Origin of the sequence: Solwaraspora sp. WMMB335 (assembly GCF_049179075.1) — a bacterium.
Taxonomy (GTDB): Bacteria; Actinomycetota; Actinomycetes; order Mycobacteriales; family Micromonosporaceae; genus Micromonospora_E.
Window position 1 is genome coordinate 5,480,327 of the sequence record NZ_JBMHMF010000001.1, and the last position, 21,431, is coordinate 5,501,757.

General features: G+C 69.4%; 23 protein-coding genes. 14 read left to right on the forward strand and 9 right to left on the reverse strand.

Going from position 1 to position 21,431, the window contains the following annotated elements:
• Positions 1 to 73 precede the first annotated feature (73 nt).
• The 3 genes from ACN27F_RS23865 (at position 74) to ACN27F_RS23875 (ending at position 4,278) form a co-directional block, all read left to right on the forward strand.
• Positions 74 to 1,072, forward strand: coding sequence for a ketose-bisphosphate aldolase (locus tag ACN27F_RS23865; protein WP_421437105.1), 999 nt, complete (start codon positions 74 to 76; stop codon positions 1,070 to 1,072).
• A gap of 63 nt (positions 1,073 to 1,135) precedes the next feature.
• Entirely contained in the window at positions 1,136 to 2,752 is a 1,617-nt protein-coding gene (locus ACN27F_RS23870; protein ID WP_421437106.1) for a fucose isomerase, read from the forward strand.
• Positions 2,749 to 4,278 (forward strand): FGGY-family carbohydrate kinase, encoded by a 1,530-nt coding sequence (locus ACN27F_RS23875; RefSeq protein WP_421437108.1) that lies wholly within the window; start codon positions 2,749 to 2,751, stop codon positions 4,276 to 4,278. Before ACN27F_RS23870 ends, ACN27F_RS23875 begins: the two co-directional genes overlap by 4 nt.
• A 115-nt stretch (positions 4,279 to 4,393) precedes the next feature.
• Here the strand turns inward: ACN27F_RS23875 and ACN27F_RS23880 are convergent, their stop codons facing one another.
• From ACN27F_RS23880 to ACN27F_RS23905, 6 genes are all read right to left on the reverse strand, one after another.
• Positions 4,394 to 4,732, reverse strand: a complete 339-nt coding sequence (locus tag ACN27F_RS23880) for a hypothetical protein (protein ID WP_421437110.1) — start codon at positions 4,730 to 4,732, stop codon at positions 4,394 to 4,396.
• Positions 4,733 to 4,857: 125 nt separating this feature from the next.
• A complete protein-coding gene (locus ACN27F_RS23885) occupies positions 4,858 to 5,691 on the reverse strand; it encodes a hypothetical protein (RefSeq protein WP_421437112.1) in 834 nt (277 codons plus the stop codon).
• 1,113 nt (positions 5,692 to 6,804) lie between these two features.
• Positions 6,805 to 7,710, reverse strand: a complete 906-nt coding sequence (locus ACN27F_RS23890) for a hypothetical protein (protein ID WP_421437114.1) — start codon at positions 7,708 to 7,710, stop codon at positions 6,805 to 6,807.
• A 289-nt stretch (positions 7,711 to 7,999) separates the two neighbouring features.
• The gene (locus ACN27F_RS23895; protein ID WP_421437116.1) at positions 8,000 to 9,886 is read right to left on the reverse strand and encodes an eCIS core domain-containing protein; all 1,887 of its coding nucleotides are present in this window, start codon (positions 9,884 to 9,886) and stop codon (positions 8,000 to 8,002) included.
• Positions 9,887 to 10,174: 288 nt separating this feature from the next.
• Positions 10,175 to 10,360: a DUF397 domain-containing protein gene (locus ACN27F_RS23900; protein ID WP_421437119.1), complete on the reverse strand. Its 186-nt coding sequence runs from the start codon at positions 10,358 to 10,360 to the stop codon at positions 10,175 to 10,177.
• Positions 10,357 to 11,130 (reverse strand): helix-turn-helix domain-containing protein, encoded by a 774-nt coding sequence (locus tag ACN27F_RS23905; protein WP_421437122.1) that lies wholly within the window; start codon positions 11,128 to 11,130, stop codon positions 10,357 to 10,359. The genes ACN27F_RS23900 and ACN27F_RS23905 overlap by 4 nt, the downstream gene beginning before the upstream one ends.
• A gap of 131 nt (positions 11,131 to 11,261) precedes the next feature.
• Here ACN27F_RS23905 and ACN27F_RS23910 point away from each other — a divergent pair, with 131 nt between their 5' ends.
• Both ACN27F_RS23910 and ACN27F_RS23915 read left to right on the forward strand, forming a co-directional pair.
• Positions 11,262 to 11,537, forward strand: a complete 276-nt coding sequence (locus ACN27F_RS23910; RefSeq protein WP_421437124.1) for a hypothetical protein — start codon at positions 11,262 to 11,264, stop codon at positions 11,535 to 11,537.
• Positions 11,527 to 11,784: a hypothetical protein gene (locus tag ACN27F_RS23915; protein ID WP_421437127.1), complete on the forward strand. Its 258-nt coding sequence runs from the start codon at positions 11,527 to 11,529 to the stop codon at positions 11,782 to 11,784. Before ACN27F_RS23910 ends, ACN27F_RS23915 begins: the two co-directional genes overlap by 11 nt.
• Positions 11,785 to 11,862: 78 nt before the next feature.
• Here ACN27F_RS23915 and ACN27F_RS23920 read toward each other — a convergent pair whose 3' ends face one another.
• Positions 11,863 to 12,267: a VOC family protein gene (locus ACN27F_RS23920; protein ID WP_421437130.1), complete on the reverse strand. Its 405-nt coding sequence runs from the start codon at positions 12,265 to 12,267 to the stop codon at positions 11,863 to 11,865.
• Positions 12,268 to 12,277: 10 nt separating this feature from the next.
• The gene (locus ACN27F_RS23925) at positions 12,278 to 12,718 is read right to left on the reverse strand and encodes a helix-turn-helix transcriptional regulator (RefSeq protein ID WP_421437132.1); all 441 of its coding nucleotides are present in this window, start codon (positions 12,716 to 12,718) and stop codon (positions 12,278 to 12,280) included.
• Positions 12,719 to 12,737: 19 nt separating this feature from the next.
• Here ACN27F_RS23925 and ACN27F_RS23930 point away from each other — a divergent pair, with 19 nt between their 5' ends.
• The gene (locus ACN27F_RS23930; protein WP_421437135.1) at positions 12,738 to 12,953 is read left to right on the forward strand and encodes a hypothetical protein; all 216 of its coding nucleotides are present in this window, start codon (positions 12,738 to 12,740) and stop codon (positions 12,951 to 12,953) included.
• Positions 12,954 to 13,843: 890 nt separating this feature from the next.
• The gene (locus ACN27F_RS23935; RefSeq protein WP_421437136.1) at positions 13,844 to 14,056 is read left to right on the forward strand and encodes a hypothetical protein; all 213 of its coding nucleotides are present in this window, start codon (positions 13,844 to 13,846) and stop codon (positions 14,054 to 14,056) included.
• A gap of 41 nt (positions 14,057 to 14,097) precedes the next feature.
• On the opposite strand, the gene ACN27F_RS23940 is transcribed toward ACN27F_RS23935, so the two are convergent.
• Complete coding sequence (locus tag ACN27F_RS23940) at positions 14,098 to 14,928, reverse strand: hypothetical protein (RefSeq protein ID WP_421437139.1); 831 nt, start codon at positions 14,926 to 14,928, stop codon at positions 14,098 to 14,100.
• Between the two features lie 266 nt (positions 14,929 to 15,194).
• Between ACN27F_RS23940 and sqr the strand changes: the two genes are divergently transcribed.
• The 7 genes from sqr (at position 15,195) to ACN27F_RS23975 (ending at position 21,322) form a co-directional block, all read left to right on the forward strand.
• Positions 15,195 to 16,445 carry a type III sulfide quinone reductase, selenoprotein subtype gene (gene sqr, locus ACN27F_RS23945; protein WP_421437140.1) on the forward strand — a complete coding sequence of 417 codons (1,251 nt, stop codon included), beginning with the start codon at positions 15,195 to 15,197 and terminating at the stop codon, positions 16,443 to 16,445.
• A 38-nt stretch (positions 16,446 to 16,483) separates the two neighbouring features.
• On the forward strand, positions 16,484 to 16,798 hold the full coding sequence (locus ACN27F_RS23950; RefSeq protein ID WP_421437142.1) for a TusE/DsrC/DsvC family sulfur relay protein: 315 nt from the start codon (positions 16,484 to 16,486) through the stop codon (positions 16,796 to 16,798).
• A 27-nt stretch (positions 16,799 to 16,825) separates the two neighbouring features.
• Positions 16,826 to 17,344 (forward strand): DsrE/DsrF/DrsH-like family protein, encoded by a 519-nt coding sequence (locus ACN27F_RS23955; protein ID WP_421437144.1) that lies wholly within the window; start codon positions 16,826 to 16,828, stop codon positions 17,342 to 17,344.
• Positions 17,345 to 17,446: 102 nt separating this feature from the next.
• Positions 17,447 to 18,112 (forward strand): TetR/AcrR family transcriptional regulator, encoded by a 666-nt coding sequence (locus tag ACN27F_RS23960; protein ID WP_421437146.1) that lies wholly within the window; start codon positions 17,447 to 17,449, stop codon positions 18,110 to 18,112.
• Positions 18,109 to 19,314: an FAD-dependent monooxygenase gene (locus ACN27F_RS23965; protein ID WP_421437147.1), complete on the forward strand. Its 1,206-nt coding sequence runs from the start codon at positions 18,109 to 18,111 to the stop codon at positions 19,312 to 19,314. The genes ACN27F_RS23960 and ACN27F_RS23965 overlap by 4 nt, the downstream gene beginning before the upstream one ends.
• A gap of 22 nt (positions 19,315 to 19,336) precedes the next feature.
• Entirely contained in the window at positions 19,337 to 20,599 is a 1,263-nt protein-coding gene (locus ACN27F_RS23970; protein WP_421437148.1) for a sensor histidine kinase, read from the forward strand.
• Between the two features lie 60 nt (positions 20,600 to 20,659).
• On the forward strand, positions 20,660 to 21,322 hold the full coding sequence (locus tag ACN27F_RS23975) for a response regulator (RefSeq protein WP_421437150.1): 663 nt from the start codon (positions 20,660 to 20,662) through the stop codon (positions 21,320 to 21,322).
• Positions 21,323 to 21,431: the final 109 nt, after the last annotated feature.

Below are 21,431 nucleotides of genomic sequence, written 5' to 3' on the forward strand. Positions count from 1 at the left end.
GCTCGCTTCGACACCTCCGCGTCCGCTTCGACACCTCCGCGTCCGCTTCGACCCCTTCGAGGAGACCCGACAGATGGCCCTGGTCACCCTGCGGCAGGCACTCGACGAGGCCCGCTCCGGCGGGTACGCCGTCGGTGCGTTCAACGTCAGTGACGTCATCCAGGCCGAAGCGGCGCTCGACGCCGCCGCCGAAACCGACTCCCCGGTGATCCTCGCCGTGCTGGCCGGCACCACCGGGCACGGCAGCGACGAGCGCTACTGGTCGGCGCTGCACCACCTGATCGGCGACTACCCACGGGTGCCGGTGGTGCTGCACCTCGACCACGGCCCCGACCCGGACACCTGCCGGCGGGCGGTCGCCGCCGGCTTCACCAGCGTGATGATCGACGGCAGCCTGCGCGGCGACGGCAGCCCGGCCGGATTCGCGGAGAATTTGGCGGTCACCGCCGAGGTGGCCGCCGAGGCACATCGGGCCGGCGTCAGCGTCGAAGGTGAACTCGGCACCATCGGCGGCTCGAAGACCGACGGCAGCCGGGCCGAGATCGTGCTCGCCGACCCGCGGCAGGCCAGCGAGTTCGTCGCCGGCACCGGGGTGGACGCGCTCGCGGTGGCGATCGGCACCTCGCACGGGGCGTACAAGTTCGATGCGCCGCCGGACGGCTCGGTGCTGCACCTGGATCTGATCGAACAGATCGCCACCCTGGTGCCCGACACCCACCTGGTGATGCACGGTTCGTCGAGCCTGCCGGCACCGCTGCGCGAGCAGAACAACCGGTACGGCGCCGAGCTGCCCGAGTCGTGGGGCGTACCGCAGGAGGAGAAGGTCCGCTCGATCGCGATGGGCGTCCGCAAGATCAACCAGGGGATGGACTCGCATCTGGCGTTCACCGGCGCGGTCCGCCAACGCCTCGGCACCGACCCGCGCAACGTCGACCCGGCCCCGTACGTCGGCGCCGGCCGCGACGCGATGCGCCGGATGGTCGCCGAACGGATGCGGATCTTCGGTCAGGCCGGGCACGCCAGCGACTACCAGCCGATCCCGCTGCCCGACATGGCCCGCCGCTATCGCTGAGTCTCATCCGGAGGGCTGGTCCGCTCCGACCACAGGCGAGTCACGAACCGAAACGAGGAGACCATGATCGACCACGCTTACCTCGTCGCGAACGGCGACCAGCGGCTGTCCGCCAACCAGACCTGCTGGCCGGCGCAGCAGCGGTTCGAGGCGGCTCTGACCCGGGCGTTCCGCGACCGGGGGGTGGTCCTGCGGCGGGCCCACCCCGCCGACACTGCGGCCGGGCACGGCTTCATCGCCAGCCAGGCGCAGGGACTCGCCGTCCTCGCCGCCATCCCGCCGCAAGCGCCGGTGGTGGTCGCCGAAGGGGTGTGGCAGTTCTCCCAGCAGATCCTCGGCGGGCTGCTGCGCCACCGCGGCCCGATCCTCACCGTGGCCAACTGGGAAGGCCAATGGCCGGGCCTGGTCGGCCTGCTCAACATCAACGCTTCGCTGGCCAAGGCCGGCCGGCCGTTCGAGACACTGTGGAGCCGTACGTTCACCGACGACTGGTTCGGGTCGCGGCTCGACGCCTGGATCCGGGGCGACAAGATCGAACACGACCTGAGCCACGTCGCTCCGTTCGACCCGACCGCCGTACCCGAGCGGGCCCGCGCCGTCGCCGACGGGATCACCGCGCGGATCCGCCGCGACGGCGCGATCCTCGGCGTTTTCGACGAGGGCTGCATGGGCATGTACAACGCGATCATTCCCGACGAGCTGCTCTTCCCGCTCGGGGTGTTCAAGGAGCGGCTGTCCCAGTCGGCCCTGTACGCCGAGACGATGAAGACCGATCCGGCCGAGGCCGAGGCGGCGCTGCGCTGGCTCACCGGGCGGGGCATGACGTTCCACTTCGGCACCGACGAAACCACTGAGCTGACCCGCGACCAGGTGCTGCTGCAACTGCGGATGTACGCGGCGGCGGCCCGCATCGCCGACCGGTTCGGCTGCGCCGCCATCGGCATCCAGTACCAGCTCGGCCTGGCCGACGTACTGCCCGCCTCGGACCTGGCCGAAGGCCTGCTCAACAACGCCGACCGGCCACCGGTGACCGGCGACGACGGCGGCATCGTCCGCGACGGCGAACCGATCGTGCACTTCAACGAGGCAGACGAGGGTGCCGGCCTGGACGCGCTGCTCACCAACCGGGTGCACGCGGCGCTCGGCCAGCCGCTGGAGACCACGCTGCACGACGTACGCTGGGGCGACGACGACGCCAGCGGTACGGTCGACGACTTCGTCTGGGTGTTCGAGATCTCCGGCCCGGCACCGGCCGCGCACCACGTCGGCGGCTACGCCGGCACCGATTCGATGCGTCAACCGCCGCTGTACTTCCGGCTCGGCGGCGGCACCGTCCGCGGCGTGGCCAAACCCGGCGAGCTCGTCTGGTCCCGGATCTTCATCGAGGACGGCGCCCTGCACATGGACATCGGCCGGGCCAGCGCGGTCGCCCTGCCCGAGTCCGAGACCGAGCGGCGGTGGGCGGAAACCACCCGTGAATGGCCGATCATGCACGCCGTACTGCACGGGGTGAGCCGCGACCAGTTCATGGCCCGGCACCGGTCCAACCACATCCAGGTGTCGTACGCCGACGCGGCCGCCGCCGACCTGGTACTGGCGGCCAAGGCCGCCACCGCCCACCAGCTCGGCATCCAGGTGCATCTGTGCGGCACCCGGCCGGACCGCAGCCCACTGGTATGACCACCGTGGACGTTTTCCTCGGCGTCGACGTCGGCACCGCCAGCACGAAAGGGGTGGCGGTCACCGGCGACGGCCGGGTGGTCGCCCGGGCACAACGCCCGCACCGGGTCAGCACGCCGCGACCCGGCTGGTTCGAACACGACCCGGAGGCGGTGTGGTGGGCCGACTTCCGGCACGTCGTCGCCGAACTGCTGGCCGGGCGACCGGGGCAGCCGGCGACTGGACCGGTTCGGTCCGCCGTGCGGCCGGTCGGGCTGGCGGTCAGCGGCATCGGACCGTGCCTGCTGGCCGCCGACGACGCCGGCCGGCCGTTGCGCCCGGCCATCCTGTACGGCGTGGACACCCGCGCCGAGCAGGAGATCGAGCTGCTCAACGAGCGCTGGGGCGTCGCCGAGATCTCCCGACGAGGGGCGGTGCTCACCTCGCAGGCGATCGGTCCGAAACTGCTCTGGCTGGCCCGCCACGAACCGGACGTGTTCGCCCGCACCCGCCGGATCTTCATGGCCAGCTCCTATCTGGTGCACCGGCTGACCGGCGAATACCTGCTGGACCACCACTCGGCCAGCCAGTGCAGCCCGCTGTACGACCAGCGCGTCGGCGGATGGGACGACGCCTGGTGGGACGAGTTGGCGCCGCAGGTGCGACGCCCGCCGTTGGCCTGGTCGACCGCGCCGGCCGGGCAGGTCAGCGCCGAATCGGCCCGGCTCACCGGGTTGCCCGCCGGCCTGCCGGTCACCGCCGGCACGATCGACGCCTGGGCGGAGGCGGACAGCGTCGGCGTCCGCGACCCCGGCGACCTGATGCTGATGTACGGCAGCACGATGTTCCTGATCGTGCTGACCGACCGGCCCCGGTCCAGCACCCGGCTCTGGCCGACCGCCGGCCTGCGCCCCGGCGTACACTGCCTGGCCGCCGGGATGGCCACCTCCGGCTCGGTGACCGGCTGGCTGACCGAACTCACCGGCGCCGACTACGCGACGCTGACCGCCGAGGCGGCCCGGGTGCCGGCCGGCAGCGGCGGGCTGCTCCTGCTGCCGTACTTCGCCGGCGAGCGGACGCCGATCTTCGACGCCCGCGCCCGGGGCGTCGTCGCCGGGCTCACCCTGGGGCATGGCCGTGGGCACCTGTACCGGGCCGCGTTGGAGGGCGTCGCCTTCGGGGTACGGCACAACCTCGGCGCGATGCGGGACGGGGGCGCGGCCCCGCGCCGGGTGGTGCCGGTCGGCGGCGGCACCGCCGGTGACCTATGGACGCAGATCGTCAGCGACGTGACCGGGCTGACCCAGGAACTGCCCCGGGAAACCACCGGGGCGGCGTACGGCGACGCGATGCTGGCGGCGGTGGCGACCGGCGCGGTGCCGGCAGAGGACACCGCAGGCTGGAATCCACTGGAACGCCGGATCGAGCCGGACCCGCGTCACCGGGACCGCTACGACAGGCTGTTCGAGCACTACCTGCGGCTGTACGCCGAGACCGCGCCGACCGTGCACCACCTGGCCGGCCTCGGCGACCGACCTACCGGCTGATCCGCTGCCCCGCACGGTCGGCCAGCCCTGCGTGGTCGGCCAGCGCTGGCGCAGTCGGTCAGCGTCGGGGTGGTCGGCCAGCGCTGGCGCAGTCGGTCAGCGTCGGGGTGGTCGGTCAGCGTCGGGGTGGCGCGAGCGGCGAGTAGCGGATCCGGTTGCCCGTCGAAGTGGTCGTGGCGGCGTGCGGCGGCACAGGGACGGAGCGGGCCGCCGCGTGGGCCGCTGTCGGCCTGGTCGAGGCGGCGGCGGGCCGGCGTAGCCGCAGCGACGGGCGGTGCCGCTGGAACAGCCAGACCGCCAGCCCACCGAGCAGCGCACCCATGATCACGGCGAGGATCAGCCGGACCGTGCCGCCGAACACGATCTGACCGAGCGCCGCCCCGACGGTCCAACGGGCGATCCACGTCCCGACCGTCGACTGTGTCACCGGACTGGTGTCTGGTCCTGCCGGCATGATTGCCTCCCCCGCGACCCACGGTATCGACCCTTGGCGTTCCCGTACCAGGAAACGGGAAACCTTGTCGGCTACTTGACGCCGGTCACGGTGTGACGGCAGCCACCCGTCCCACCGGCGAATGTTCACCGTAGGCGTCGGGAAATCAGGTCACGTGTCTGGTCGGTCAGCTGGGTAGCGACAAAGGCGTTGAGGCGCTCGGGATCGGGCTCGACACGGCGTGCCTCCTCCCGCTCCTCCCAGGTGTCATAGTCGTCCGCGTCGGCAGCAGTTACGACGCCGATTCCATGTGTGCGGGCAGCTTCGGCCACATCCGCTACCGCGTCCTCCAGCGCTTCAGCCTGCTGGGCGGGGACGTGTAGCAGCACATACGAGTGAGTGGCGGCACGGCGGTGTGCCAGAGCTTCGTACACCGCCTGAACGTTGATCGCGTTGGCCGCCTTGACCTCGAAAGTAGTGACTTCGAGGTACTTTCCGGGTACGTAGGCGAACGTCCGTACCTCGACGCTCACGAGGTCCGGCCGAGACCAGGTCCCGCCGGTGGCGCGCCGACCCTGTAGCGCGGTGACCTCGACCGCGAGAGGCTCGCGCCGGTGGTCACGCGCCCACTCGTCGCTGATGACGCGTCGTATCGGCTCGTACAGCGCGAGTTCGTTCTTGATGGCTGCTTCCACTGTCGCCGCCGTGGCGTGGGGGTCGGCACCAGCTTCGACAACGACAGCAACGGTCCGCTCCTCGATGGGCCTTTCGCTCAGCACACGTCGGACCACTCCGCCGCGACCGCGTCCACGCACGAGCAAACCAAGATCCACCAGGGCGTCGCGTGCGCGGAAGTATCGGTCGGAGTCCCATCTCAGGCGTCGTTGCAGAGTCGGGTTACTCATGGTCGTGCCGTCGGGCGGCATCTCCGCGAAGAGCTGATGCAGATCACCTTGCAACATCGAGGGATCAGCGTTCACGTGGCGATATTAGACAGACAGCGAGGTGTCTTCGGTCGTCCGTGAGGCCGGTTCTGCTGACCGTACCGAGGATACGTTCCGTCTGGCCGTCAGGCCCTCGGGCCGTGCGTCAGTTCGGCGAGGCTGATGGGTCGGGTGTCGGTGAGCAGTACTGGTAGACCTCGGTCATGCTGTCGTCCCGAGTTGGGTCACGTTGACGATCGTTTTCTGATCTCGGCGCTGTGACCTGCCGTGTTGCTCGCGACCGTGTCGAAATCTGGGCACTAACCGACACCCTGACCTCGGCACGATGTTCCATCTTGGCGACTTCCCTACGCCCAGGAAGAGACGCGGGCATCCGATGTGGATGACCAAGCCTACCGGAAGAGCCGCAAAGGTCGCCGACCACGACGTGCCCACCAGGACCCACGCCGGCGGATGCCGGGTATCCGCCCACGCCGACACGCCGCCATCCAGTGCGAAGGTGCTCCTTCAGTCGGGGCGCTCAACGGGCGGCACCGCTGCCACCAGCGGAAACGCCGCACCGATCGTCGTACGCACCACATGACCCCAGTCGGGTCACTCACGGTGACCAGGGGGCTGGAGCCGGCCCGGGTAACGCGGGATCTCCATCGCGACTGGACTCTGGCACACCTCAAAAGCCAGGGATTACGTCAGTCTGGCTCCACTCGCTGCGGACATGACGATGGCTGGACGGAGGCAGCACGACGCAGTGCCCGAAATGGGCAGGAGGTGACATCACATTCGTGACCGTGCGTGATTACGCCGGCTCATCCACCGACGGTCAGCCGCCGTCCAGCCGGACACAACGGGCGGCACCGCTGCCACCAGCGGAAACGCCGCACCGATCGTCGTACGCACTACATGACCCAAGTCAGGTATCGGTCGGAGTCCCATCTCAGGCGTCGTTGCAGAGTCGGGTTACTCATGGTCGTGCCGTCGGGCGGCATCTCCGCGAAGAGCTGATGCAGATCACCTTGCAACATCGAGGGATCAGCGTTCACGTGGCGATATTAGACAGACAGCGAGGTGTCTTCGGTCGTCCGTGAGGCCGGTTCTGCTGACCGTACCGAGGATACGTTCCGTCTGGCCGTCAGGCCCTCGGGCCGTGCGTCAGTTCGGCGAGGCTGATGGGTCGGGTGTCGGTGAGCAGTACTGGTAGACCTCGGTCATGCTGTCGTCCGCGCCCGGTGGCAGGCTTCGCAACAGCAGTGCCGACTGCGTGGATTCCCCAGGCCGGCAGCCCTGCTCGGACTTGGTTTGGTCGAAACCGCCGCCGACGATCGCACCGGTCTTGTCACGGAACAGCACACTTGCCCCGGCGGAGGCGAGCACCTGGCAGTACGGCGAGTCGATTTCGTACCTGACGTTGGCATCGATGCCGTCGGGTCCGTAGCGCTGGGTCTCCAGGTGATGTGCGGTGATCAGGGTGAGTTGTGGCGTGTCCGCCGGCAGCCAGGTGGTGCCTTCGATGACGGCCTCAACGCGAGCAACTTCCACCCGTCGGCCCGATCTGGACTTCACCCAGTGCCCGGCGCCGATGCCGATCTCCTGCCCGGGCAGGATGATCGGAATTTCCCGGGTCTGGTCCCGGACGGTGCTCAGCGTCGCTGATTCACCTTCCGGGTCGAGGAGACGGAAGATCACCTTTGTCTGGTACGCGATGTGCCCGCTCGTGTTCGCGACGACCGCGCCGAGGCTCGCGGTGGATCCCTTCGTGATCGGGGCCGCCATGCTGCCGATCTGCGCGAAGCCGGTCTCGACGACTTCGAGGCCACCGCCGTCCGGGGCGGTCCCTGGGTCTGACTCCGCCTCGGTCGGTACGCCGTCCGGCAGCGTCTCCGGTGCGCCGACGCACGAGATGGCGGGAGTCGGCGCCAGGTCAGCCTGCGGCTGCCGCACCTGCAGGGTGATGGCGGTCCCGGCGGTCAGGGTGGCGAGCAGCGCACCTGCCGCGAGCAGGACGATGATCCGGCGTCGCCAGGGTGACCTTGGTGCACTCACGGTCGGAATGCCCATGATGCGTGAACTCCTGCTTCCCGTACGACGGCCAGCGGTAGCTACGCCAAGGTACTATGCCGACACGCATGGTGGCGACACTGCCGTGGACCCGACAGTCCGACTGCGACGTACGCCACTCTTGGTAGTTGCGAATGTGGAATTTGCTCGATCGTCCGACGGCGAGGCGTCCACTCTGTGAATAAGGCGCGAGGGCCGGATCAACGTACACTATCGGGGCGTCGACCTGCTGAAACGCGATTCCATCAGGTCGTTGATGTCGGAAATGTCAGAGTTTCGCGAAAGGGTCCTATCTCGCGAACGAGATCGGGAAGCCGGCGAAACTCTTCAAATCGACGACCCACCGACTGTGCCAGGACTCCTGTCCGGCGCTCGTGCTGTACATGTAGAAGAAATGCAGCGGATCGTTACCGGCCGAAGTCGCACTTCTTACATTGGGATCCCGCCGAGCGTAGTTCTCCATGGTCACGAAGTCGTCTCCGCTGGCCGCAACGACGCCTCCGTAATGGTAGGCAAACGGGTCGGCAACTTCCTCCCACTTGCCGAGCGCGACAACCGCCAGTTGTGACCCGACGTCGATGTTCGTCAGGTACTCGTTGAGCTGTCGCGCTGCGAAAGCGGCCTGTAGCGCTGCGGTCAACTGGGCGCCGTACGTGCTCCTCAGTTGCTTGAGGACACTGACCATCTCGTCGCCGAGAGCGGGTAGATCCGTGGACGTCTTCTGCTTTCCGGTGTAAGGACCAGTCGGTGGCAGGACGCCTGTGAGCCGAGTATGGACATGATCGAGAACCTTGCCCAGCACGTCGAACCAGGCGAACGAGAGCAAGTTGGAGTCTGCGCCGGTGACGAACTCCGACATCCGTTCGCAGTCCTGCGGGGTGCGAATGTTGAGGCCGGTCGGCAGACCCAGTGTCTGCGGTTCCGCTTCGGTCGCGCCTTTCTTCCGGCTGAGCGCGCCGCGTAGCTTGCCGGCCATCGTATTCGGCTTCTTCGCCGGTGGCGGCTTCTGCAATGCCTCGACCTGGTACAGCTTCTGGGTAATCTGTGCCGGCTCGTCGTCCATGTCGCTGTCGCTGTCGGGCACCTCTTCCAGGTACATCTCCAGGAACCTGGCCGTCTTCACGAGCTGTACCTGGCCCTTCAGCCGGGCGTTCGATCTCTCGATCTGCTCCTCGGTGGCATAGAAAACCTTTGCCTCGGCACCCTTCGTGTTCTGGACGGCAAGGTCGAAATCGTTGGAGAAGCGAAGGCCGGGCTTGTATCCCTGCCGTAGGTTGACCCGCAGGAGATTGAAGTTGGACGGATTGTTCTTGAAGAGTGAGCCACCACGGAGCCATGTCCGGTAACTCTTCCCGGCGGTGTAGTCCTGGGCCTCGACCTCGACCTGGTAAGGGAAGTAGCCGACCTTCACGCCCGGCGGGGTGTCGGTGCCCTTCTCCGGGTACGCCTCGTCGGTCGAATCGATGTCGATGTATCGCTGTACGGTGCCCATCGCCGTACTACCGGATCCTCCGCCGACGGCACCCTGCTGGACTGTGTGCGTCAACTCGTGCGCGAGCAACCTGTCGCCCTGCGCGCTGCCCGGTCGGTACTCGCTGCGCCGTACGAACACGTCTTGACCCACCGTGAAGGCCTTCGCCCCCAGCGCGAGGTTGAGTTGGTCGGCCTCGGTATCGACGTGCACGCGCACCGGTCCGAAGTCCGCACCGGTCGCCCGCTCCATCCGGTCCCGCACGCCTCGCGGCACCGGTCGCCCTCCACCACGGGCCTGCCGTACGGCCTGCTCGACCGCCGGGTCCGCCGACGCACCGACGGCCGACCCAGCGCCGGCCACCCGCTGGACGACCGCGGAATCTCGTTGCGCGATCTCGGGATCCTGCCGTGTCGGCGCCGCCAGCGCCTGCTCCGCGACCCGGTCCGCCGCACGCTCGAACCGGTCACCTGCCGGGCCGACCCGCAGTTTCGCTTGGATGACCGACCGGGACTGCCGGTTGCCGTACCGGCGCTGCAACCCCAGCAGTGCCTCGCGGGCCGCAACCGCACCGCCAGGTCGCGTCAGGCTCTCGGGTGCGGCTGACGGCGCATTGGCCGTCGCCGTCGACGCGGCTCTGGACCACTCATCCGTTGCGACCCGCACCGAACGCATGAAAAAAAGTCCTTTCGGCCGGCCGACCATCGCACGGTAGCACCGACGTGGGACGAAGGTCCGCCGAGCCGGAAGAGGGGCAGCATCACGTGGCAAAACGGCCGGTGTCCGCCGCGACCTTTCCGGCTGACCTCGCCGTGCAGCGGGACGACCTTCGCGACTGGAGTACCGGCGCGGCTGATGATGATCTCCTCGCCATGCTCCACGTCATCTCGCACCCCCTTAGCTGAGCAGGCTGGTCCGCAGCGGGCCATGGGGGCGCCAGTGAACCCTCGGCGCGGTGTGGGACAGCCGGCTGCGGGCGCACCGGCGGTGGGGTCAGCGTGTGTAGGTGAGGAAGGTGGTCCAGGCGGTGGGGGAGAAGGTAAGGGTGCCGCCGTCACGGTCCTTCGAGTCCCGGACCAGGACCCGACCGGGCAGGCTGCCGGACACCTCGACACAGTTGCCGCCGGTGTTGGTGGAACGGCTGGACTTGTGCCACTGCAGGCCGTCTGGAGTCGTCATGGCGTCAGCCTATATTTGGCGATGATGCTCAGCGATGCACTCGTGGAAGCGGCGTCGCCGAGCAGACTGTCCCACTGGCGGTTGAGTAGGTCGATCGTCTCCTCGTCGTCGGCGACCTGGCCCTTTGTGGCGTTCTCCAGGTAGGCGATCGGGTCGAGGTCGGGCAACTGCGCGATGGCGAAGCCGCCACCGAGTGCGGCGTGCGCGCCGACGCCGATGGGCAGGATGTGAATCCGCACGTTCGGCAGCTTGGCGACCTCCTGCAGGTGCTGAAGTTGCCGGTCGAGGATGGCGTGGTCGCCCACGGGGCGGCTCAGAGCAGTTTCGTCGATGATGAAGATGCACTCTGGCGGGTCGTCGCGGGTCAGCAGCTCCTGCCGCTCCATCCGGACCCGGACCAGTTCCTCGGCCTTGGCTGGCTTGTGTAGCCGGCCGCCAGCGATGACTGCTCTGGCGTACTCCTCGGTTTGTAGCAGGCCCGGGATGACGGTCAGCTCGAAGGTGCGGAGGCGCTTGGCCTGGGCTTCCTGTTTGCGCCAGGCAAGGAACCAGGCGGGGGTGCGTTGGCGTTCGGCGCGGTCCAGCAGCTCGGTCAGCAGGCCACCGGTGTCCAAGGCTGTATCGGCCTCTGTCGCGAACGCGAACGTCGGCTTGCGTCGGCCGGTTTCGATCGCGGCAATCGTCGACGCGCTCCAATTGATCTTCTCGGCGAGCCCGTCCTGGCTAACTCCGGCGGCGACGCGCGCTGCTTTGAGCGCGCGTATCCACATGATCATGTCCACCGCTTACCCCTCCGTACGTGAGCGATTCCACCGGTATGCCGCTCCATCCTTACCGGCGTGGCCCGGCGGAGTCCAGAGTGTTCACAGGAGAAGTTGTCGAGTGATAGCGGAGGGCAGAAATGAGCGTCCTGGTGCCAGGTTCCCAGCCGCCGGTAATCCCCGAGCTGAGCGAGGAGCAGGCCCGCAACGTCGCAGTTATGTACACGAGACGTGTCGTCGCTGATCACTGGCCTTCGGTGGAGTGGGCGGGCTGCCCCGTCTGTTTGACCGACGGGTGCCGCCCGATGCGGACCGCGCTGGATTTTCTGCAGGTGGAGGATTCTGCGGCATATCGGAGGTTCGTAGACCTGCTGCGCGACGGTCAGCCGGTGGAAACGATCACCGATGACGAATGATCCGTTGATCAAGGTCGGTGACACGGTTTCGCTGAATGCCGGCGACTACTGCTACGGGCTCGGTCGACTCGTGCTGCGGGTCACCAGGATCGACGACGGCGCACAGCATCCGGGGATCGAGTGGATTCACCTGATCGGCATCGAGGTCGTCGGCGGCGAGGACCAACGGTTCAAATCGATCGTCGTACGGGCGGACGCGCTGCGCCGCCCCGGCGCGGTCACCCGGCCGGCCCGTCGCCGCACATGAACCGACGGCGCCTCCGGTCGGAATCGGCAAGCCGACCGGAGGCGCCGTCCCGCACCCGGCACAGCACCGGTGCGACTACTACGACAGCCGCTGGGAGAAACGGATGTTGTTGCCGGACGGGTCGCGGACACCGCAGTCGCGTACCCCGTACGGCTGGTCGGTGGGCTCCTGCATGACCTCCGCCCCGGCGGCCCGGACCCGCTCGAACGTCGCGTCCACGTCGTCGACCAGGAAGATCAGGCCACTGAGTGAGCCCTTGGCGAGCAGCACCTCCAGGGTCTCCTGGTCGGCGGCGCGACCCATCGCGGCGACTTCGAGCACGATCTCGACGTCCGGCTGACCGGGCGGGCCGACGGTCAGCCAGCGGAAGCCCTCGAACGGCATGTCGGTGCGGACCTCCAGGCCGAGCACGTCGCGGTAGAACTTCAGCGCCTCGTCCTGGTCGTGGACGAGCAGAAATGTGTGGGAAAGCGTGATTGCCATGCCAGCGACGCTACGCCGGCCGGCTGACCTGGGCTTCTCCAAACCGACTTGATGCACCGGCCGGGCGGGTCGGCCGGGTGACGGCTTTGACGTAGCAGGCCGGGATGGCTGCGCCGGCCGCGTGTGACCGGGCCCGGTACGCGCTGGGTGTCTCGCCGACCAGCTCGGTGAAGCGGGAGCTGAACGAGCCGAGCGAGGTGAACCCGACCGCCATGCAGACATCGGTGACGCTCAGGTCACCGCGGCGTAGTAGCGCCTTGGCCCGCTCGACCCGCCGGGTCGACAGGTAGCCGTATGGGCTTTCGCCGTAGGCGGCCCGGAACAGCCGGGTGAAGTGCGACGGCGACATGTACGCGGCCCGCGCCATCGCCGGCACGTCCAGCGGACGGGCGTACTCCCGGTCGAGCAGGTCCCGGGCGCGGCGTAGCCGGACGGCTTCTTCGACGTTCACGTGATCAGGGTGCCTGACGTTGATCGACGAGATCGACCGCCCCACTGCCCCGGGTGCCGTCGAGCGCGTCGTCGACCGGCTGCGCCGGGCCGATGAGCGCACCCAGATCGTGGCGACCTGCCACAGCGACCTGTCCGCCGACCAGCTCAAACCAGACACGTCGCAACCAGTGTCAGTCCTGTGTGCCTTCTCGCAGCACCCAGCGGATCGGCTTGATCAGGCTGAATCAGGCTGACTCTGCTGGCCATCCCCAGGAACGTCGCATCGACGTACCCCAACGGGGCGGCGACGAGTTGGCGTACGAGTTCGGCGGCGCGCTCCCGGTCATCGTCAGTCGGGTTGACGATCTCGTAGCCCGACCCACGGCTTGTCACCGCGTCGAGGAACCGGGTCTCAAGGGCCGGTCCATTCCGAAGACCCGAGTTGGGTCACGTTGACGATCGTTTTCTGATCTCGGCGCTGTGACCTGCCGTGTTGCTCGCGACCGTGTCGAAATCTGCGCACTACCCGACACCCTGACCTCGGCACGATGTTCCATCTTGGCGACTTCCCTACGCCCAGGAAGAGACGCGGGCATCCGATGTGGATGACCAATCCTACCGGAAGAGCCGCAAAGGTCGCCGACCACGACGTGCCCACCAGGACCCACGCCGGCGGATGCCAGGTATCCGCCCACGCCGACACGCCGCCATCCAGAGCGAAGGCGCTCCTCCAGCCGGGGCGCTCAACGGGCGGCACCGCTGCCACCAGCGGAAAAGCCGCACCGATCGTCGTACGCACCACATGACCCCAGTCGGGTCACTCACGGTGACCAGGGGGCTGGAGCCGGCCCGGGTAACACGGGATCTCCATCGCGAGTGGACTCTGGCATACCTCAAAAGCCAGGGATGACGTCAGTCTGGCTCCACTCGCTGCGGACATGACGATGGCTGGACGGAGGCAGCACGACGCAGTGCCCGAAATGGGCAGGAGGTGACATCACATTCGTGACCGTGCGTGATTACGCCGGCTCATCCACCGACGGTCAGCCGCCGTCCAGCCGGACACAACGGGCGGCACCGCTGCCACCAGCGGAAACGCCGCACCGATCGTCGTACGCACCACATGACCCAAGTCAGGAGGAACTTGGTCGGCCGAACCGGAGCCGGCCCCGCCCGGATTACCCGAAGCGCTCTGGATCGGGTACGCGGCGAGGCCGGACGGCTCGTCCGGCAGTCGTGTTACCTCCAGGCGGCCGAGGCGACGGTGCGTGAGCTGGTCGCCTTGCTGGTTTGGCAGCACGGGGCCGACCATCCGGAAGTCGCCGAGGCGCGTAAGCTGCTCGACGACTTCCCCTGACGGCGTGCTCGACCACCGGCGGTGACTGGTGTGTGCGGTGGCTACCCGCGCAGGATGACGGTGTCGAGTACGTCGAACCTGGCCGGGTTGTCCCGACGGTTGCCGACCAGGAACGCCACCTGACGGCCCGGCTGGCGCAGCGGCCACCAGAACTCGCCGGCCAGCGCGCGCCGTAGCGGCAACCCGCAGTAGCGCCGCCGCCGCTGCTGGAAGGCGACCACCTCACGGTCACACAACTCCTGCACATGGCTGCGGCACGCCGGGTGGTGGCAGTAATAGCGGTAGGCGAGGGTGAACGGCGGTCGGCGCAACATCGCGTTGACCACCGGACGGAACAGGTCGGCTTCCGCGCGGCGCCAGGTGGCGGCGGACCAGCGTTCGGCGGGCGGCGCCACCGGGGTCCGGGTGACCCGCACGTAGCGCAGCTCGGCGATCCGGATCAGTGCCATCGACTGGGCGTCGGGACGGCTCGCCGCCGACTCTTCGAGGTCGCACATGGAGCCTTCGTCGCGGCGGTGCAGCAGCGCGGTCCGCTGGGTCCACCGGCGCGCTTCCCGCTGCACCCGTAGCGACCCGTTCAGGATTCGCCAGCTCTCCGGCCGGGGATCGGTGCGGTCGGGTTCGACGACGGCCGAGATGACGTCGTAGCGCTGCACCGGTGCGGTCGGGCCGAGCGGGTGGGCGGCGACCTCGTCGAACCGGATCCAGTGCCGGGGTTCGTTCAGGCGTAGCCCGACGAGGGTGGTCACCGCTCCGTACGTCGCGGACGGCACCGGCGGGGTGATGCCGGTGACCAGTACGCGTATCCGGGTCGCCTCGCTGTCCTTGGGTGGCGGTGCGTCGTAGTACGGCGTCCGGTACAGCTCACTCACGCGCGCCTCCGGCCGAGGGGATAGCTACCGGTGATCGTGCGACTACTTCCAGCTAACAGGATCGCACGCGTGACACCGACAATCCAGAGCCTCGAACCGTCCTTATCGAACGGTGCTCCGGCCCGCCGTCCGCGTGGCGGTCCCGGCCGGGACCCGAACGGGTCCCCGGCCGGTGGTCCCGAACCGGGGTGACCACCGGCCCTGACCGCCGTCGCCGACCGTGCATAGCGTCAAGCCGGGGAGTGGACCGCGAAAGGGGTACGACGATGAAGCGGCTACTGGTCCTCGGCGGCGGGACGGCCGGCACCATGGTGGTCAACAAGCTCCGCGACCGGCTCGACCGCGACGAGTGGCGGATCACCGTCGTCGACCACGACGACCGGCACATCTACCAGCCCGGACTGCTGTTCATTCCGTTCGGCGGCTACACCGCCGCCGACGTGGTGAAACCCCGGCAGCGGTTCATCCCCGACGGCGTGCACTTCATCCGGGGCGAGCTCGACCGGGTGCACCCGGAACGCAACGAGGTGCTGCTCACCGACGGGCAGGTGCTCGGATACGACTACCTGGTCATCGCCACCGGCACCACGCCCCGCCCCGACCAGACGCCCGGCATGCTGGGCCGGCACTGGCGCAGCCGGATCTTCGACTTCTACACCCTCGACGGGGCGACCGCGCTCGCGGAGGCGTTGGACCGCTTCGACGGCGGCCGGCTCGTCGTGCACGTCACCGAGATGCCGATCAAGTGCCCGGTGGCGCCGCTGGAGTTCGCGTTCCTCGCCGAGGCGTACTTCCGGCACCGCCACATGCGCGACCGGGTGGAGATCATCTACGCCACCCCGCTGTCCGGCGCGTTCACCAAGCCGGTCGCCGCCGCCCACCTGCAGTCCATGTTGGACCACCGAAAGATCGCCGTCGAGGCCGATTTCCTGGTCGAGCGGATCGACAACGACATCCCCGCATTGGTCTCCTACGACGGCCGGGAAGTCCCGTTCGATCTGCTGGTCACGGTGCCGATGAACATGGGCGGGGACTACCTGGCCCGCTCCGGGCTGGGCGACGAGCTCAACTACGTCCCGGTGGACAAGCACACCCTGCTGTCCCGGACGTACGACAACATCTTCGTCCTCGGCGACGCCAACGACATCCCCACCTCCAAGGCCGGCTCGGTGGCGCACTTCTCGGTCGAGGTCTTCGTCGGCAACTTCCTGCAGCACGTCGCCGGTCAGCCGATGACCGGTAGCTACGACGGGCACGCCAACTGCTTCGTCGAGTCCGGCGACGGCAAGGGCCTGCTGATCGACTTCAACTACGACACCGAGCCGCTGGCCGGCTCGTACCCGCTGCCGGTGCTCGGGCCGTTCGGCCTGCTCGCCGAGAACGTCCGCAACCACTGGGCAAAGCTCGCCTTCCGCTGGATGTACTGGCACCTGTTGCTGCCCGGCCGGCCGATCCCGTTGCCCGCGCAGCTGTCCATGGCCGGCAAGTACCGGCCGGGCGACCCGACCCACAACTGACCGATCCGACCAGGCACTGGATTTGCGAGGAGGCCGCCATGCCGGTCACCACCGTCGGCACCCACCAGGTGCACGTCGACCCCGAAGGATTCCTCACCGAATTTTACGAGTGGGACGACCGGCTGGCGGCCGAGCTGGCCGCGGTGCTCGGCATCGAGCTGGGCGAGACCCACTGGCAGGTGCTGCGGTTCCTGCGTGCGGACTTCCAGCAGCGCGGCGAGACGGCGACGCTGCGCCAGGTCGCCGCCGGCACCGGCATCGCGATCAAGCAGCTGTTCGCGCTCTTCCCGACCAAGCCGGCGAAAAAGATGGCGTACGTCGCCGGGCTGCCCAAGCCGCACGGCTGCGTCTGACCACCCGCCACCGGAAAGGGCCCTGTCATGACCAACGGAACGCTCTCCGCCCCCGCGCTGCTACCGGACTTCGCCGGCACCGCCCCGACCGGTCGCAAGCTGGTCATCATCTGCTCCAAGGGCAACCTCGACATGGCGTACCCGGGGTTGATCCTGGCCAACGCCGCCCTCGGCGAAGGCATCGAGACCCGCCTGTTCTTCACGTTCTGGGGTTTCGACGTCATCAGCAAGGCGCACATGGGTGACCTCAAGTTCACCATGCTCGGCAACACCGCCACCCACCTGCCGCAGGGCCTCGGCGGTCTGCCCGGCATGACCACGGTGGCCACCCGGCAGATGCGCCGGCAGATCCAGCAGGTCGGCGTACCGGACGTGCCGGACCTGCTGGACCAGATCGTCGACTCGGGCGGGCATCTGTGGGCCTGCCGGATGTCCGCCGACATGCTCGGGCTGACACTGGCCGACCTGCACGACGCGGTCGAGGGGATCATCGACGCCACCGAGTTCGTCGAGAAATCCGAGGGCGCCCAGCTGCTGTTCATCTGATCCGTACAGTCCGCTCGGCACGCAGCCTACTGACCTCCGCGCCCATATGTTGTACGATCGCCCAAGGCGAACGCCCAACAAGGTTCCCGCGAGGAGGATGCGATGCCACCGCAAACAGCCGCCGAGCGCGGCCGGCAGGTGCGGCAGCGGCTCCGTGCCGCCGCCGCCGAGCTGATCGCCGAACGCGGCTGGGCCGGGGTGAGCACCCGGCTTGTCGCGGACCGGGCCGGGGTCGCCCCCGGCCTGGTCCACTACCACTACGCCTCGGTCCAGGCACTGCTCGTCGAGGCGGCCACCACGGTGATGACCACCCTGGTCGGCGAGCTGGACGAGGTGCTGGCCCGGTCCGCCACCGCCGCCGACGGGGTACGGTCGCTGCTCGCCTCCCTGGACGGCTTCTCCGGCACCGACCCGACATCGCTGCTGTTCACCGAGGCCTACCTGGCCGCCACCCGCGACGAGAACCTGCGGCACGCGCTCGCCGCCGTCATCGACGGGCTGCGCGAGCGCCTCGCCGGCTGGCTCGCCGGACACGGCGTCGCCGACCCGGCCGCCACCGCCGCCGTCCTGGCCGCCGCCATCGACGGAATGATGCTGCACCGGCCGCTGTCACCCGGCCTGACCGGCGCGGCCGTCGCCCCCGTGCTGATCCGGATCCTGACCCCGGCGACGGCGGCAGCGCCGACCGCGGCGATGGCGACGGCGGCAGCGCCGACCGCGGCGACGGCCACGATGCGGGCGGCTTCCGCGGCGGAGGCGGCGCGATGAAGGCGGTGATCTGCGGAGCCGGCATCGCCGGGCTGGCCCTGGCCCAGCGGCTCGACACCCTCGGCTGGACGGTGACCGTGCTGGAGCAGGCACCGGCACCGCGCGCCCAGGGATACATGATGGACTTCTTCGGGCCGGGCTACGACGCCGCCGCCCGGATGGGCGTGCTGCCGGCCATCCGGGCCTACGGCTACCAGGTGGGCGAGCTGACCTACCGGGACGACCGGGGCCGGCGCCGGGCCAGCCTCAGCTACGCGCGCTTCGCCCGGATGGTCGACGGTCAGTTGGTCAGCATCATGCGTCCCGACCTGGAAACGGTCCTGCGCGAAGCGCTGCCCGACCGGGTCGAGGTGCGCTATGATGCCCGGCTGACCCGGATCGACCAGCACCCCGACCGGGTCGAGGCAACCGCCGCCGACGGCACCGTGCACCGGGCCGACCTGCTGGTCGGCGCGGACGGCATCCACTCCACGGTGCGCCGGCTCGCCTTCGGCGACGAGCAGCGCTACCTGCGCCATCTCGGCTTCCACACCGCCGCGTGGACGTTCGACGACCCCGAGGTCCGGGCCGCCGTCGGCGACGACTTCGCGCTCACCGACACCACCAACCGGCAACTCGGCTGCTACGTGCTGCGCGACGACCGGGTCGCCGTCTTCGCCGTACACCGCACCCCCGACCCGGCGCTGTCGGCCGACCCGCAGGCCGCGCTGCGCCGCGAGTACGCCGGCCTCGGCTGGATCGCACCCCGGGCGCTGGCCGCCTGCCCGCCCGCCGCCGACATCTACTACGACCAGGTCGCCCAGATCGAGCTGCCGAACTGGAGCGACGGCCGGGTCGTGCTCGTCGGGGACGCCTGCCAGGCGGTGTCGCTGCTGGCCGGCCAGGGTGCCTCGCTCGCCGTCGCGGGCGCGTACCTGCTCGCCGAGCAGTTGGCGAGGACAGATGACGACATCACGGCCGGTCTGCGCGGCTACCAGACGCTGATGCGTCCCCTGGTGGCGGAGAAGCAGCAGGCCGCGCGGGACGGGATGGCCTGGTTCGTGCCGGAGTCGCCGTGGCGGCTGCGCGCCCGCCGGCTGGCGCTGGCCGCCGCCCGGCTGCCCGGCGTCGACCGGCTCGTCGCGAGTGCCCTGGTCGGCAAGTCCAGCACCCTGCCCCGATCGCAACCAGCCACCCGCAGGCAGGATCGGACCACCCGCTGAGTCCGGCGGTACCCTTCGCGGCATGCCGGCCAACCTGCTGACCCAGCGGCACCGCGAACAGCTGTTCGACCTGGCGCTCAGCGGCGGGATCGCGTTCCTGGCGATGTTCCTGTCGCTGTTCGCGGCCGTATCGTCGTACCGCGGCGTGGTCGGTCTCGGTCATGGGCTGCTGATGGCGGCCGCCCTGCTGCTGCGGCGCCGCTTCCCGGTGGCGACGTACGCGGTGATCGCCTGGCTCGCCGCGCTCCAACTTCTCGCCCTCGACACGTTCACCCTGCTCCCGCACGACATCGCGATCCTGATCGCGATGTACTCGGTGGTGAAGTACGCCCGTCAGGCCTGGGCCGGGCACCTCGCCTTCGGCGTCACCCTCGCCGGCTGCCTGGCCGCCTCGGTGCTGATGGGTCCGGCGCTGCGCGGCGGCGACTTCAGCTACCTGCCCGGCGGCCTGGTCGACCGGACCATCCTGGGGATGACCAGTTCGGTCGCGGTCGGCGTCTGGCTGGCCGGCCTGACCGTGCGGATCCGCCGGCTGTACGTACTCAGTCTGGAGGAACGGGCCGCGACCGCCGAACGGGAACGCGACCACCTGGCCCGGATCGCCGTCGTCGAGGAGCGGGGCCGGATCGCCCGCGAACTGCACGACATCGTCGCCCACTCGCTGTCGGTGATGATCGTGCACGCCGACGGCGCCCGGTTCGCGCTGGACCGCGACCCGGAGCGGGTCCGGGCGGCGCTGGGCACGATCGGCAGCACCGGCCGGGAGGCGCTGGGGGAGATGCGCCAGCTGATCGACGTACTGCGTAATCCGGCGCGTTCCGAGCCGGTGGTGGAACGCCCGCGCGGCAACCTCGACCAGGTGGGCGACGCGGTGGAGAAGGCCCGCAGCGCCGGACTGGCGGTCGAGTTGCGGATCACCGGCGCCGCTCCCGAGGTGCCCGACGGGGTCGCCCTCGCGGTGTACCGCATCGTGCAGGAGTCGCTGACCAACACGCTGCGCCACGCCGGGGCACGGGCGCAGGCGGTGGTCGACATCGGCTACCTGCCCGCAGCGATCGGCATCAGCGTGGTCGACGACGGTGGCGGGCGTGCCCCGGCCGCCGCCCTGACCAACGTCACCCCGCTGCCGGTGGCCGCCGCCCCGCTGCCGACCGGTGGGCACGGGCTGGTCGGCATGCGCGAGCGGGTCGGGCTGTACGGCGGCCAGTTCAGCGCCGGACCACGCCTCGACGGCGGCTGGCAGGTGCACGCCCGGATCCCGCTGGCCCTGCCCGCCGCGGCCTGAACGGACCGAGGCCGTGGCCCGGATCGACCGAGGCCGTGGCCCGAGCGAATCGAGGTTGCCATGACGATCCGCGTCGTACTCGTCGACGACCAGGCGCTGGTGCGGGCCGGGTTCCGGATGGTGCTCGACTACTCCGGCGACATGACCGTGGTGGGGGAGGCCGGTGACGGCGCCGAGGCGCTGCGGCTGCTGCGTACCGTCGACACCGACGTCGTGGTGATGGACGTCCGGATGCCGGTGCTCGACGGGGTCGAAGCCACCCGGCGGATCTGCGCCGCCGGATCGACCCCCAGAGTGCTGGTGCTGACCACGTTCGACACCGAGTCCGACGCGTTCGCCGCGCTGCAGGCCGGGGCGAGCGGCTTCCTGCTCAAGAACGTGCCGCCGGAGGAACTGCTCGCCGCGATCCGGGTGATCGCCAGCGGCGACTCGGTGGTTGCGCCACGGATCACCCGCCGGCTGCTGGACCGCTTCGCCGGGCAGTTGGTCACCTCCGCGCCGGCCGGTCCGGCACTGGCCGGGCTGACCGAGCGGGAACGCGAGGTACTGCTGCTGATCGGCCAGGGGCTGTCGAACGCGGAGATCGCCGCCCGGCTCACCGTCGCCGAGGCGACGGTGAAGACCCATGTCGGGCGGATTCTGGGCAAACTGGGACTGCGTGACCGGGTGCAGGCGGTGGTGCTCGCGTACGAGACCGGGCTGATCCGCCCCGGCGCCGGCTGACCCGGTTGCTTGCCCGGTTGCTTGCCCAGCGGCGGGTGCGGTGGCGAGTGCGGTGGCGGGTGCGGCCGGACATGGCGTACGCCTCAGGTCGTACGTCGTCGGCCGGATG

Coding starts and splice junctions, on each gene's coding strand:
- ACN27F_RS23865 (WP_421437105.1), top strand. CDS start 74: ATGGCCCTGGTCACCCTGCGGCAGGCACTCGACGAGGCCCGCTCCGGC.
- ACN27F_RS23955 (WP_421437144.1), top strand. CDS start 16,826: ATGACCAACGGAACGCTCTCCGCCCCCGCGCTGCTACCGGACTTCGCC.
- ACN27F_RS23870 (WP_421437106.1), top strand. CDS start 1,136: ATGATCGACCACGCTTACCTCGTCGCGAACGGCGACCAGCGGCTGTCC.
- ACN27F_RS23895 (WP_421437116.1), bottom strand. CDS start 9,886: ATGGTCGGCCGGCCGAAAGGACTTTTTTTCATGCGTTCGGTGCGGGTC.
- ACN27F_RS23960 (WP_421437146.1), top strand. CDS start 17,447: ATGCCACCGCAAACAGCCGCCGAGCGCGGCCGGCAGGTGCGGCAGCGG.
- ACN27F_RS23905 (WP_421437122.1), bottom strand. CDS start 11,130: ATGTGGATACGCGCGCTCAAAGCAGCGCGCGTCGCCGCCGGAGTTAGC.
- ACN27F_RS23900 (WP_421437119.1), bottom strand. CDS start 10,360: ATGACGACTCCAGACGGCCTGCAGTGGCACAAGTCCAGCCGTTCCACC.
- ACN27F_RS23970 (WP_421437148.1), top strand. CDS start 19,337: ATGCCGGCCAACCTGCTGACCCAGCGGCACCGCGAACAGCTGTTCGAC.
- ACN27F_RS23920 (WP_421437130.1), bottom strand. CDS start 12,267: ATGGCAATCACGCTTTCCCACACATTTCTGCTCGTCCACGACCAGGAC.
- ACN27F_RS23890 (WP_421437114.1), bottom strand. CDS start 7,710: ATGGGCATTCCGACCGTGAGTGCACCAAGGTCACCCTGGCGACGCCGG.
- ACN27F_RS23910 (WP_421437124.1), top strand. CDS start 11,262: ATGAGCGTCCTGGTGCCAGGTTCCCAGCCGCCGGTAATCCCCGAGCTG.
- sqr (WP_421437140.1), top strand. CDS start 15,195: ATGAAGCGGCTACTGGTCCTCGGCGGCGGGACGGCCGGCACCATGGTG.
- ACN27F_RS23915 (WP_421437127.1), top strand. CDS start 11,527: ATGACGAATGATCCGTTGATCAAGGTCGGTGACACGGTTTCGCTGAAT.
- ACN27F_RS23965 (WP_421437147.1), top strand. CDS start 18,109: ATGAAGGCGGTGATCTGCGGAGCCGGCATCGCCGGGCTGGCCCTGGCC.
- ACN27F_RS23975 (WP_421437150.1), top strand. CDS start 20,660: ATGACGATCCGCGTCGTACTCGTCGACGACCAGGCGCTGGTGCGGGCC.
- ACN27F_RS23950 (WP_421437142.1), top strand. CDS start 16,484: ATGCCGGTCACCACCGTCGGCACCCACCAGGTGCACGTCGACCCCGAA.
- ACN27F_RS23880 (WP_421437110.1), bottom strand. CDS start 4,732: ATGCCGGCAGGACCAGACACCAGTCCGGTGACACAGTCGACGGTCGGG.
- ACN27F_RS23875 (WP_421437108.1), top strand. CDS start 2,749: ATGACCACCGTGGACGTTTTCCTCGGCGTCGACGTCGGCACCGCCAGC.